The organism is Prevotella melaninogenica (genome assembly GCF_013267595.1).
In the GTDB taxonomy this organism is placed as follows: Bacteria; Bacteroidota; Bacteroidia; order Bacteroidales; family Bacteroidaceae; genus Prevotella; species Prevotella melaninogenica_D.
Window position 1 is genome coordinate 92,089 of the sequence record NZ_CP054010.1, and the last position, 13,061, is coordinate 105,149.

12 protein-coding genes are annotated in these 13,061 nt (G+C 40.6%); 8 read left to right on the plus strand and 4 right to left on the minus strand.

Annotated elements, in window-relative coordinates; translation table 11 throughout:
- Positions 1 to 263: 263 nt before the first annotated feature.
- Positions 264 to 467 carry a hypothetical protein gene (locus FIU21_RS00365; protein ID WP_004359907.1) on the minus strand — a complete coding sequence of 68 codons (204 nt, stop codon included), beginning with the start codon at positions 465 to 467 and terminating at the stop codon, positions 264 to 266.
- Positions 468 to 604: 137 nt separating this feature from the next.
- Here FIU21_RS00365 and rpsF point away from each other — a divergent pair, with 137 nt between their 5' ends.
- From rpsF to FIU21_RS00385, 4 genes are all read left to right on the plus strand, one after another.
- Positions 605 to 949: a 30S ribosomal protein S6 gene (gene rpsF, locus FIU21_RS00370; RefSeq protein ID WP_004359906.1), complete on the plus strand. Its 345-nt coding sequence runs from the start codon at positions 605 to 607 to the stop codon at positions 947 to 949.
- A 3-nt stretch (positions 950 to 952) separates the two neighbouring features.
- Complete coding sequence (rpsR, locus tag FIU21_RS00375; protein WP_004353605.1) at positions 953 to 1,222, plus strand: 30S ribosomal protein S18; 270 nt, start codon at positions 953 to 955, stop codon at positions 1,220 to 1,222.
- A 15-nt stretch (positions 1,223 to 1,237) separates the two neighbouring features.
- Entirely contained in the window at positions 1,238 to 1,765 is a 528-nt protein-coding gene (gene rplI / locus FIU21_RS00380; RefSeq protein ID WP_004359905.1) for a 50S ribosomal protein L9, read from the plus strand.
- Between the two features lie 86 nt (positions 1,766 to 1,851).
- Positions 1,852 to 2,925: an AAA family ATPase gene (locus tag FIU21_RS00385; RefSeq protein WP_004359904.1), complete on the plus strand. Its 1,074-nt coding sequence runs from the start codon at positions 1,852 to 1,854 to the stop codon at positions 2,923 to 2,925.
- 110 nt (positions 2,926 to 3,035) lie between these two features.
- Here FIU21_RS00385 and FIU21_RS00390 read toward each other — a convergent pair whose 3' ends face one another.
- The 3 genes from FIU21_RS00390 to nspC all read right to left on the minus strand — a co-directional run bounded on the left by FIU21_RS00390 (position 3,036) and on the right by nspC (position 7,026).
- On the minus strand, positions 3,036 to 4,583 hold the full coding sequence (locus tag FIU21_RS00390; protein WP_004359903.1) for a Gfo/Idh/MocA family protein: 1,548 nt from the start codon (positions 4,581 to 4,583) through the stop codon (positions 3,036 to 3,038).
- Between the two features lie 521 nt (positions 4,584 to 5,104).
- Positions 5,105 to 5,800 carry a DnaJ domain-containing protein gene (locus FIU21_RS00395; protein WP_004359902.1) on the minus strand — a complete coding sequence of 232 codons (696 nt, stop codon included), beginning with the start codon at positions 5,798 to 5,800 and terminating at the stop codon, positions 5,105 to 5,107.
- Positions 5,801 to 5,859: 59 nt separating this feature from the next.
- Positions 5,860 to 7,026, minus strand: a complete 1,167-nt coding sequence (nspC, locus tag FIU21_RS00400) for a carboxynorspermidine decarboxylase (RefSeq protein ID WP_004359901.1) — start codon at positions 7,024 to 7,026, stop codon at positions 5,860 to 5,862.
- A gap of 73 nt (positions 7,027 to 7,099) precedes the next feature.
- Between nspC and FIU21_RS00405 the strand changes: the two genes are divergently transcribed.
- The 4 genes from FIU21_RS00405 (at position 7,100) to FIU21_RS00420 (ending at position 13,060) form a co-directional block, all read left to right on the plus strand.
- A complete protein-coding gene (locus FIU21_RS00405) occupies positions 7,100 to 7,708 on the plus strand; it encodes a thiamine-phosphate pyrophosphorylase (protein ID WP_004359900.1) in 609 nt (202 codons plus the stop codon).
- Between the two features lie 54 nt (positions 7,709 to 7,762).
- Positions 7,763 to 8,701, plus strand: coding sequence for a ribose-phosphate pyrophosphokinase (locus tag FIU21_RS00410; RefSeq protein WP_004359899.1), 939 nt, complete (start codon positions 7,763 to 7,765; stop codon positions 8,699 to 8,701).
- Between the two features lie 1,121 nt (positions 8,702 to 9,822).
- Positions 9,823 to 10,935, plus strand: a complete 1,113-nt coding sequence (locus FIU21_RS00415; protein WP_004359898.1) for an MORN repeat-containing protein — start codon at positions 9,823 to 9,825, stop codon at positions 10,933 to 10,935.
- A 40-nt stretch (positions 10,936 to 10,975) separates the two neighbouring features.
- Positions 10,976 to 13,060: an alpha amylase C-terminal domain-containing protein gene (locus FIU21_RS00420; RefSeq protein WP_172891269.1), complete on the plus strand. Its 2,085-nt coding sequence runs from the start codon at positions 10,976 to 10,978 to the stop codon at positions 13,058 to 13,060.
- The last annotated feature ends 1 nt before the right edge of the window (position 13,061 follow it).

The window sequence follows — 13,061 nt, forward strand, 5'->3', positions numbered from 1 at the left end:
AATTGATTTTCTGTTGGTTGCAGACTTGCTTTTTATACGTGTATTTGTTCTTATTTATAGATGTTTTATTTGAAATTATGTAATGATTTTTCAAGATTTTGTCTGCGAATTATCAACATACAAGAAGAAAGGGGGCTCTATGTTGGAAGGTGATAATAAAATAGGTAGTTTGACAATCTTGCCTATGTTTTTCTATGATGTTTAACTTCGACTTTCTTTAAAACGATACGAAAAACATCCACATAATTTAACGGAAAATCCTGTTATTCCTCCTTCTCTTCCTCCTTTGAAGCTTGGAATGAGGCTAAACGTTCTCCCCTTACAAATATGATAACACCACTCAAGACCAGTGCTAATCCACCGAAAAGAAGTTCGTTTCCATTGAAATGGAGAATGACATGGAGCGCGAATAGAAGCAGACCTAAAATAATGTCTGCAATGCCTAAGTATTTGATATATCTTTTCATACAAAAGTGTAAATATACTATTTATTGGCGCAAAAGTACAAAAAATATTTGGTCAGTTGCATAAAAATTAGTACTTTTGCACCGCATTTTGCGAAAGCAGGTGTAATTTAATTCACAATTTTATATTTTTAAGTAGTATGAATCAATACGAAACCGTTTTCATTTTGACTCCCGTTTTGTCTGATGAACAGATGAAGGAAACGGTCGCTAAATTCAAGAAACTGCTCACCGACAATGGCGCTGAGATCTTGAACGAGGAGGCCTGGGGTTTGAAGAAGTTGGCTTACAACATCCAGAAGAAGTCATCTGGCTTCTACGCATTGTTGGAGTTCAACGCAGAACCAACAGTTATCGACACTCTCGAGACCGGCTTCCGTCGTGACGAGAAGGTTATTCGTTACATCACCGTTAAGCAGGACAAGTATTCTGCAGCTTATGCTGAGAAGCGTCGTGCTAAATGGGCAGCTAAAAAGGAGGCTTAAATTATGGCAGAGCAGAAATCAGAAATCCGTTATTTGACCGCTCCTTCTATCGATACAAAGAAGAAGAAGTATTGCCGTTTCAAGAAGAGCGGTATTAAGTACATCGATTATAAGGATGGCGAGTTCTTGAAGAAGTTCCTCAATGAGCAGGGTAAGATTCTTCCTCGTCGTATTACAGGTACTTCTTTGAAGTATCAGCGTCGTGTGGCTCAAGCTGTTAAGCGTGCACGCCAGATTGCGCTCCTTCCATACGTAACCGATTTGATGAAGTAAAAAGGAGGTCAATAGATGGAAATTATTTTGAAAGAAGATATTATCGGTCTTGGATACAAGAACGATATCGTTAATGTGAAGAACGGCTATGGCCGTAACTATCTCATCCCAACTGGTAAGGGTATCATCGCTTCTCCATCTGCAAAGAAGCAGTTGGCAGAGAACTTGAAGCAGCAGGCTTCTAAGCTCGCAGCTCTCAAGGCTGAGGCAGAGAAGAAGGCAGCTCAGTTGGATGGTGTAGAGCTTGTTATTGCAACTAAGGTATCTGCTACTGGCGTAACTTACGGTTCAGTTAACGCAGCTACTGTTGTTGAGGAACTCGCTAAGCGCGGTATTGAAATTGATCGTAAGATTGTTACAATGCGCGATATGAAGAAGGTTGGCACATCTGAGGCTACTGTACACTTCCACAAGGAGGTTGAGGTTAAGATTCCTGTAACTGTTGTTGCAGAGAACCAGCCTGCACCTGCTGTTGAGGAGGCTCCAGTAGAGCAGCCAGCAGAGGCACCTGTAGCTGAGGAGGAGACTCCAGCAGCTGAGTAATTTTATATTGACATTTTGCACTGTAAAGCAGTAATGTTAGATAATAATCCCTTTCACTTTCGGGTGGAGGGGATTTTTTAGTCATTATGAAACGAATTGTACTTACCGGCGGACCTTGTGCCGGAAAAACGACAGCACTTGTCAAGATTATTGAGCATTTCTCAAGTCTTGGTTATAAAGTGTTTATCATTCCAGAAGTTCCAACGCTCTTCTCTCAAGCGGGTATGGATTATCTTACGGATAATGCCGCGTTCTTCTATGAAGGAGAGAAGGCAACATTGGAGGTTCAGCTTGCTTTGGAAGATAAGTTTACGCGTATGGCTGAGACCATTGATAAACCTACGATTATAGTATGTGATCGTGGTACAATGGATATCTCTGCTTATATGAAGCCAGAGATGTGGAAAGAGATTACAGCTGGTGTAGGAACAACTTCTGAGGAACTTCGTGCTCGTTATGATGCAGTTCTTCACCTTGTGAGTGCTGCGGATGGAGCAGAACAGTTCTATACCACTGCTAATAATGCTGAACGTAAGGAAGGACTTGAGCTTGCACGTGAACTTGATAAGAAGGTTATTCAGGCTTGGTCAGAGCATCCGCACTTGCGTGTAATCAACAATCACGAGAACTTTGACACAAAGATTAATCGTGTTATACAAGATATTTCTAATGTATTGGAGATTCCACAGCAGATAGTTGAGGAGCGTAAATACATTGTTCGATTGACAGGTGAGATTCCTGATGCTATCGAAAGTGAGATTACACAGACCTATCTAACCTCAGAACCTCGCAGTGAGGTGCGTCTACGTCGTCGTACTCTGAATGGTGTTTCGGTTAATGTTCGTACAACAAAGAAGACTTTACCGAATAATGAACAGGTCGTTACTGAGCGACAGATAGATAATAATCTATATGAATCATTGATGCGTCAGGCAGATCCTTATCGTCAGTCTATCCACAAGATTCGCAAGACCTTTATCTGGCGTGGTCAGTTCTTTGAACTTGACACTTATCTTGCACCTACCTCTAATCTTCAGATTTTGGAGACAAAGGGAATCGTTGATCATGAGGATGTGAACTTCCCTCCATTCATAGAAGTACTTGAGGACATCACTGGTAATACGGAATATTATAACTACAATTTAGCTTTGAAGAGATAAAGAGTTAAAGCTTTCTGTGCTAAAGAATAGCTTTACCACTTTAAAGTAAAACAAATGCCGTAACACTCTCCGAGCGTTACGGCATTTGTATATTTAGTATTCGTAGGAGTTTACTTCTTCTTTGTAGCCTTGTCGACCTTCTCCCAGTATTTTTTACCTTTTTCCTTCAACTTAGTTGTGAAGTCCATTGCGTCTGCTGCAGCCTGTGCTTCATCAGCAGGAGATGCGTAAGCGTGGTGGAATCCCTTAACCTTATTCCACTCTCCGCGTGTGAAATCAGGCACCTCTACAGGGATGTTACCATTGTCCATAGAGATAGAACCTAACTCTGCTAAGCAGCACCATTCTGCCAAGTCATAAACGTCAATGTCCAAAGGAAGACCATTCTGCAAGCAGTAAACCAAACGTGAGTCCATGATAAAGTCCATACCACCATGTCCACCAACTTCTTTTGCCTGCTTCTCATATTTAGCAACGATAGGACTCTCATACTTCTCTATCAATGCTTTTGTATCAACCTGTGACAGATAAGAGTGACCTGAAAGGTTGTCAGATGACGGAGTAACACCTGATTTCTTCATCTCCTCAGCAGAAAGCGCAAAGCCTTCAAAAGGATATTTATTGGCAAAACCCTTTGTACCAGTAAGCTGATACATACGGTTGTATGGCTGTGGAGTCATTACGTTATGATGAATCTCAATAACTTTTCCGTTTTCAGTGCTGATAAGGGTGGTTGTTTGGTCACCATTACGGAACTCTTTACAAGGTTCACCGGTCATCTTTTCAACCTGTTTCTTACCGTTAACAGACTTTGTGTCCATTGCAACAAGCGTATTCATCTTGTCACCTCTGTGGATATTCAGAACCTGTGCGATAGGACCTAAGCCATGAGTAGCGTAGACATCACCACGGAACTTCTGATTGTAATCCAATCTCCAACCTAACTTGTCCTGTGCATCTTTCTTCCAATATGCGTCCCAGAATTTAGATAGTTCATGACGATAGGCACCCTGAACATAAAGAATCTCACCGAAGACATCTTTCTGTGCCATGTTTAGTGAGTTCAACTCAAAGAAGTCATAGCAGCAGTTCTCAAGCATCATACAGTGCAGACGCTTCTTCTCAGATATATCGATGAGTTTCCAAATTTCTGTAAGGTTCATGGCAGCAGGTACTTCTACAGCAACGTGCTTACCATTATTCATAGCCTCGTAGGCAACAAGGAAGTGGTGCTTCCAGTCAGGAGCAATATACACAAGGTCAATATCCTTACGCTTGCAAAGCTCCTTGTATCCATCTTCGCCAGAGTAAATGTCGGCTGCAGGCATACTTGCTTTACGCAGATATTCTTGACATCTCTCAGCTCTGTCACGCTCATAATCGCAGAGAGCCATTACTTGGATGCCTGGGATGTGTGTCCAACGCTCTACAGCATCATGACCGCGCATTCCTAAACCAACAAAAGCTACGCGAACAACCTTTAACTTAGGTGTCGTCATGTTCAACGCACTTTCCTGTCCAGCTGCACGTACTGGAACTTCTGTTACAGCTTTTCCATTGGTCACCTTGTATGGCCAATTGAATTGAGCCGATACGCTTGATGGTAAGAGTAAGCTACCAAGAATAAACGCAGCAGCTATTGATTTTCTGATACTCATTGTTTTTAGTTATTTGTCTATTGGTAAATTTTGTATTCTAATGTTCAAAGTATTTGTAGGCAAAGATACTAAAAAATATTTAAACAAAAGAAGTATGACTTCCCCTTTTTCCTAACGATTTAGCCATTGTTTAGTAAGACTCAACTATTCAATGTGTTATGTATTATTGCTTACGTTTATACTTAAATTAGTTTATAGGGCTTTTATGCTGTCGACAAAAAAATCTCGAAGTTGTTAATCATTAGTTTCTTACTTATGTTATAATGACAAAAAAGGTTCTTTCTTTCGCTTTCTTATCGATATGTTGATGCTTAGCACGTGTGGTGCGAATGGTGAACACTAATGGTGCGAATGGTGCGCACCACATGTGTTGTTGGTCAACACTTATCAAATAACTATACCTACTTAATATGAATAATTGATGTTTTGGTTTAATGATGGGCTTGTATGATAATGCTTGTGATACAAAAAAAGGAACTCCTACATTAAGTAAAAGTTCCTTTGTTGTGTCTATATGCTTATTATCCTTCGCGTCTCATCTGCTCAATCAGTTCTTTCTGACGGTCAGTGAGGTGGTCAGGAAGTTTCACATTGTAGGTGATAATAAGGTCGCCGAAGGTACCATCGCCTCGGTCATAACCCTTACCACGTAGGCGTACCTTTGTTCCACCTTGTGTCAATGGTTTTACCTTCAGTTTCAGTTTCTGCCCTCCTGACAGTTGGATGATTACCTCACCTCCTAATAAAGCGGTGTAAAGGTCGATACCAACAGTAGCCTCCATTTGTCCTGTAGGACGTTGGCTTTGTGTTCTACCAGTGTTGAAACCAGATGAACGGCGACGTCCACCGCCTCCGAATAGGTCTTGGAAGAAGCTGCTAAAGCCACCTCCGCCATTACCGAAACTATTAAAGTCGAATCCGCCAAATGGGTTACCTCCACCTTGTCCACCTTGGGCTCCACCGAATCCACCAGCGTTCTCGTAGGCTTCAGCATTACGCCACTGCTCTCCGTATTTATCGTATTTAGCTCGCTTGTCAGGATCACCAATAACTTCAAACGCCTCGCTCAATGCTTGGAATTTAGCTTTTGCCTTTGGGTCGTTTGGATGTAAGTCAGGATGAAACTGCTTAGCTCTCTTTCTATAAGCTGCTCGCACATCTTTTTGAGGGATGTTGCGGTCAACACCAAGAATCTTATAATAATCTATAAATGCCATAATATTTCTTCCTTAATTAATGTTTTAATACCGTACTTAAGGTAGCAAATAATGTGCCATTAGTCCATTCTGTCACGATAATCCTCGTATGTATATTCGCGAAGCATCTCGAGTTCGTTATCTGTATGGAGTAGGGCGATAGCTGGGTGACTGATACCATTGAACATATTTGTCTTGACAGTCGTGTAGTGGAGCATATCTTCAAAGATAATGTTCTCGCCTACTTCCAGTGCATGGCCGAAGTCCCACGAACCCATCCAGTCACCACTCAAACAGCTGTTTGCACCTAATCGGTAGGTATATTCGCCTTTTGCAGTACCATCTTCGTCGACAAGTTTTGCATTACGAATGGTTGGGTGGTAAGGCATTTCAAGACAATCAGGCATGTGACAAGTAAAACTTGCATTAAGGATAGCTGTCTTTATGCCATAATCCTCTACTATATCAACAACTTGTACTACCAGTGGACCCGTCTGCCAAGCAAAGGCACTACCTGGTTCGAGGATAACCTTAAGCCACGGATAGCGTTTGCGGAATCCTCGTAGGACATGTATCAGACGTTTAACGTCATAGTCTTTGCGTGTCATGAGATGACCACCACCAAAGTTTATCCACTTTAGTTGAGGGAACCACTTGGTAAACTTCTCTTCTATATGTACTAAGGTACGCTCGAAGACATCGCTGCCACTTTCGCAATGACAGTGGATATGAAAGCCATCAATGTCCTCTGGTAGTGTTTCTGGTAGCTTATCGGATGATATTCCAAAGCGAGTACCAGGCGCACAAGGGTTATAAATGAGCGTTTCTACCTCTGAGTACTCAGGATTCACACGCAAACCGAAACTCAACTTCTCATTTTCAATCTTGGCACGTACGTGAAAACGCTCGTATTGTGTCAAGGAATTAAATACAAGATGAGAAGAACAGCGAGCAATGTCGTCAATTTCATAATCCGTATAGCCCGGTGAGAAGGTGTGTGTGGGTGCTCCAAATTCCTCAAAGCCAAGTCGAGCTTCAAAGAGAGAGGAGGCTGTTGTAGCCTTGATATACTCACGAAAAATAGGAAACGTACGCCATAAAGCGTATGCTTTGAATGCGAGAATAATCTCAACATCAGCCTCTTTTGCCACGTGAGCAATGAGGTTTAGATTTTCTCTGAGCCTTGTCTCTTCCAGCACATACATTGGGCGAGAGAGTTCAGCGTATGTTAATGGATTTATTTTCATGGTGCAAATATAAGGAAAAATTTGCAGTTATGGGAAATAATCTCTACCTTTGCAATACAAATAAACTAAAGGCATGAAACTGGTCATCATGACTAAGTCCACGTATTTTGTGGAAGAAGATAAGATTTTAAGTATGCTTTTCGAGGAAGGACTTGATAGTCTCCATATCTCGAAGGCAGATACTTCCCCACTTTATTTGGAGCGTCTTCTTTCACTTTTGCCTTCTGAATATCATCGTAAAATCACAATACATCAGCATTTTAATATGAAGAATGAGTTTTCTTTGGGTGGTATCCACTTGGATAACTCAAGTGTTGCTGTGCCTCGTGGCTATCGTGGCTCTCTAAGTAGAACTTGTGATGATGTAATGCAGCTAAAGGCTATGAAGAAACAATCGGACTATGTCTTTCTAAAGAATATCCACCAACCTCGTGAACAATCGGAAAAAGAAGAGCGTGTTCTCTCTGATCTTGAATTAGATGAGGCTTATAGGCAGGGCATTCTTGGGCGACATGTTTATGCAATGGGTGGTGTAACGATAGACGATATACCTATTCTTCGTGAGCTTGACTTTGGTGGAGTAGTGGTTCGGAACGACTTATGGGATAAGTTTCGTATTTATAATGAACAGAATTTTAGCTCTATCATTAATCACTTCCGTAAGTTACGTGCCCTCTGTTAATGATGCGGAGACTTATAAAGATTTATACGTTATCAATATAAACAACTAAAAGAAATGAGTGAAAATAACTCTTTTTTGGTATTCTCTGGTACAAAGACGAGATACCTTGCTGAGAAAATCTGCGCCAGCCTTGGCTGTCCGCTTGGTAACTTGGTGATGACCCGCTTCTCTGACGGCGAATTTGTCGTTTCTTACGAGCAGAGTATTCGTGGTAAGGATGTCTTCCTTGTACAGAGCACTTTCCCAAACTCTGACAACCTTATGGAGCTTCTCTTGATGATTGATGCGGCTAAGCGTGCTTCAGCTCGTCACATTATCGCTGTTATGCCTTATTTTGGTTGGGCGCGTCAAGACCGTAAGGATAAGCCACGTGTCAGCATTGGTGCGAAATTAGTAGCCGACTTGTTGAGTGTTGCTGGTATCGACCGTCTGATTACAATGGACTTACATGCAGATCAGATTCAGGGTTTCTTCAATGTTCCTGTTGACCATCTCTATGCAAGTGGTGTTCTTCTTCCTTATGTTCAGGGCTTACATTTGAAGGATCTTGTTATAGCAAGTCCTGATGTAGGTGGATCTAAGCGTGCTAATACTTACGCTAAGTATCTTGGTTGTCCACTGGTTCTTTGTAACAAGACTCGTGCACGTGCCAATGTCGTTGACACAATTCAGATTATTGGTGATGTGAAAGATAAGAACGTTATCATCGTTGATGATATGGTTGATACAGCAGGTACTATCACCAAGGCAGCTGACGTTATGAAGGAGGCAGGTGCTAAGAGTGTACGTGCTATTGCTTCTCATTGTGTGATGAGTGGTCCTGCTACTGAGCGTGTAGAGGCTTCTGCGTTGGAGGAGATGGTTTTCACAGACTCTATTCCATATACAGATCGTTGCTCAAAGGTAAAGCAGATTTCTGTAGCTGATATGTTTGCAGAAACAATCCAGCGTGTATTGAACAATGAGAGTATTTCAAGCCAGTACCTTATATAATAAGGAATGACGTAAGATTAGTCTTTTTTATAAAAGGATATATTATAATGTTGGGACGCATAGTTTATGTGTTCCAACATTTTTTATTTGTGCTTATTCTGCCCAAAAGTTGGCTTTTGTCTTACGGCATTTGCTCATTATAGGTCAACTTCTTTCCTCCTTCTTTCCCATATCCCTTCTTTGTTATTCCACTTGATGTATGTCAATAAACGTCGTTTTGCTGAAAATAATCGTGAAAAAGTTTTGTTGTGTGCGCAAACAGTTGTACCTTTGCATCGTCAAAAGACAAATATAGATTGTTTAGGTTAGTAGTAATAGATTTAGGTTTTTAGTTATTATTTTAAGGTAGAACAAAAGAGATTGTTCAGGTTAGATTTAAAATAGGTTTAGTTAAGGTAATATGAGATTGATTAAAGGATAACAATGATGCAAGATGATTGGGGAACGCCGTGAGGCGCGAACCAAAAGTCAAGCTCAAAGAACTCACAGAAATGTGGGTATTAAAGGGCACAGCAAATTACTTGCTGTGCCCTTTAATTCTTTTGTAATGAGTGTTCTTTCTCGATGAAGTTCTCCAAGAAACATATAGAAGAGGTGTTTTACGCAATGTTGTAATGGTAATAAAGCATCTATCTCCTTGTCTTTACCCAACATTCTGATGATGCACACATGTTGTGCGGAGGCTTAACACCATTTGTGCGGATGGTAAATAGCATTGGTGTTGATTGTTCTTTGTTTTGTAAAATATAGTCAAAGTGATTACAGTTTGAGGTTGCAAAGGTGTTATATCACCTGCTGCAGATATTAGTTTGATATTGAACTTACTTTTACAAAGAAATAAGATATAATTCAATGTCTGCTTTTTTATAGTGACACATCTTGAAAGGTTAATTATAAAAAGAGAACTTTATCCTTTTAGTTTAAATATCATACTCCCTCACTTTGTTCAAGTTTCTTTATCATTTACAATAGATTTCGCCCCTTCTCTATAAAAGTAAAAGCTTACAAACGTAATTTTGAGAACATGGCTTAAAAATGTTTTATAAATTTGTTGTTCTCAGTTGAAATCGGTATCTTTGCATATAGGTTATTTTAATTATAATAAACTAAAAACGTGAAACGTGAAACATAAATATATCATCATATTGTTACTTCTTCTTCCTTCGTATCTCTTTGCACAAGACATAGAGATAGGTACTTGTACAACAAAGGATGGAGGAACTTATCATGGACAGATGTTCCGTGGTAAACCTAATGGTAAAGGAAAAACAACTTATAAGAAAGGTAATGTCTATGAAGGCGATTATATGAAAGGTTTACGCCATGGACAAGGAACCTATAAGTTTGCAGATGGTGAGAAGTATGTAGGTCAGTGGTTCCAAGATCAGCAACATGGGCAAGGTGTTTACTACTTTGCCAATGGTAATCGTTATGATGGTTTATGGTACAAGGACTATCAGCAGGGACAGGGAACAATGTATTATTACAATGGTGATAAGTATATTGGTAAATGGGATCATGACAAAAGAAGTGGTGAAGGAAAGTATATTTTTGCCAATGGAGCGTTTTATGAAGGCTCTTGGAAGAACGATATGAAGAATGGACAAGGAAGTTTCAATTGGCCAGACCACTCATCATTTACAGGAAATTGGGTGAATAACCTAAAAGAAGGTAGAGGTATTTATATTTATGCAGATGGTGATGAATATAATGGAGAGTGGAAGAATGATCTACAGAATGGTAAGGGAATCTATAAATTCAAGGATGGCGAAAGCTATGATGGTGAATATTTAGATGGCGAACGCACAGGACAAGGCATCTTCCGTTATAAGAATGGAAATCAATATTCTGGTCATTTCCTTAAAGGACTTAAGTCTGGCTATGGCACAATGTCATGGAATAATGGCGATATCTATGTAGGTTACTGGGAGAAAGATATGCAGAACGGACAGGGAAAACTGACCAAGAAGAATAAGGATGTGTATGAAGGGCAGTTCCGAAATGGTTTATTAGAAGGACTAATCATCATTCACTATGCTGATGGCAGTAAGTTTCGTGGCAGCTACCATAATGGTAAAAGAAATGGAACAGCTGTTGAGGAGACTGCAGAGGGTGTTCGTTTTGAAGGTAACTATCGTGATGACCGACGTGATGGAAAGTTCATTGAGCGTGATAAGAACGGTAAAGTAACTGCCAGTGGTTATTATGAAAGAGGGAAACGTTATACGAATTAGTCTTTACAAAATATAACAAATAACATAAAGCTTATCTACCATGGTTACAAAGAAGACCACAACAAAGAAGGCTCCAGTCAAAAAGACTTCTGCCAAAACGGTAAAAGTGAAGGAACCTTCTCACATAGGACTCGTAAAGAATGATGCCTATTTGGCTCCTTATGAGGATGCAATTCGTGGACGTCACGAGCATGCTCTTTGGAAGATGAATCAGCTTACTCAGAATGGTAAGTTAACACTCTCGGATTTTGCAAACGGCCATAACTACTATGGTTTGCATCAGACAGCTGATGGATGGGTGTTCCGTGAATGGGCTCCTAACGCTACTGAGATTTATCTTGTTGGTGATTTCAATGGTTGGAATGAGCAAGAAGCCTATCAATGTCACAGGATTGAAGGTACTGGTAACTGGGAACTTACGCTCCCACATGATGCTATGCAGCATGGTCAGTACTACAAGATGCGTGTACATTGGGAAGGTGGAGAAGGTGAGCGCATCCCTGCTTGGACACAACGTGTTGTTCAAGATGAAGCAAGCAAAATATTCTCTGCACAGGTATGGGCACCTGCTGAGCCATATGTTTGGAAAAAAAAGACCTTTAAGCCACAGACCTCTCCACTCCTGATTTATGAGTGCCACATAGGTATGGCACAGGATGAGGAGAAGGTTGGAACATATAATGAGTTCCGTGAGAAGGTATTACCACGTATAATTAAGGACGGATATAACGCCATTCAGATTATGGCTATTCAGGAACATCCTTATTATGGTAGCTTTGGTTATCACGTTAGCTCTTTCTTTGCAGCCAGTTCACGCTTCGGAACGCCTGAAGAGTTGAAGGCACTCATTGATGAAGCGCATAAGAATGGCATTGCTGTAATCATGGATATTGTCCACTCTCATGCTGTTAAGAACGAAGTGGAAGGTTTGGGCAACTTGGCTGGTGACCCTAATCAGTACTTCTACCCAGGTGACCGTCATGAGCATCCAGCATGGGATTCGCTATGTTTTGACTATGGTAAAGACGAGGTTCTCCACTTCCTTTTGTCTAACTGTAAATACTGGTTAGAGGAATATCACTTTGATGGTTTCCGTTTTGATGGTGTGACTTCAATGCTTTATTACAGTCATGGATTAGGTGAAGCTTTCTGCAACTATGCTGATTATTTCAATGGACATCAGGATGATAACGCTATCTGTTATTTGACACTTGCCAACTGTCTTATCCATGAGGTAAACAAGAATGCAGTAACGATTGCAGAGGAAGTATCAGGTATGCCAGGTTTAGCAGCTAAGTTTAAGGATGGCGGTTACGGCTTTGATTACCGTATGGCAATGAATATTCCAGACTACTGGATAAAGACTATCAAGGAGTTAGCAGACGAAGCTTGGAAGCCTTCTTCTATCTTCTGGGAGATAAAGAATCGACGTTCTGATGAGAAAACTATCTCTTATTGCGAATCACACGACCAAGCGTTGGTGGGCGATAAGACTATTATCTTCCGATTGGTAGATGCAGATATGTACTGGCATTTCCGTAAGGGAGACGAAACAGAGATGACCCATCGTGGCATTGCACTGCATAAGATGATTCGTCTTGCCACTATTGCTGCTATTAATGGTGGCTATCTGAACTTTATGGGTAATGAGTTTGGTCATCCAGAGTGGATTGATTTCCCACGTGAAGGTAATGGATGGAGTTATAAGTATGCCCGTCGACAGTGGAACTTAGTTGATAACAAGGATCTATGTTATCACTTGCTTGGCGATTTCGACCGCAAGATGTTAGAGGTAATTACAAGCGAGAAAAAGTTTAATGAGACTCCTATCCAAGAGATTTGGCACAATGATGGCGACCAGATATTGGCATTTAGTAGGGGAGAGTTAGTCTTTGTATTTAACTTCTCACCAACACATTCTTATTCTGATTATGGTTTCTTGGTGCCAGAGGGTTCTTATAATGTAGTATTAAACACAGATGCTAAAGAGTATGGTGGCTTTGGCTTTGCTGATGATACAGTAGAGCATTTCACAAATAGCGACCCTCTTTATGAGAAAGATCATAAAGGCTGGCTCAAACTTTATATACCAGCTCGTAGTGCTGTAGTATTGAGAAAGAAATAAA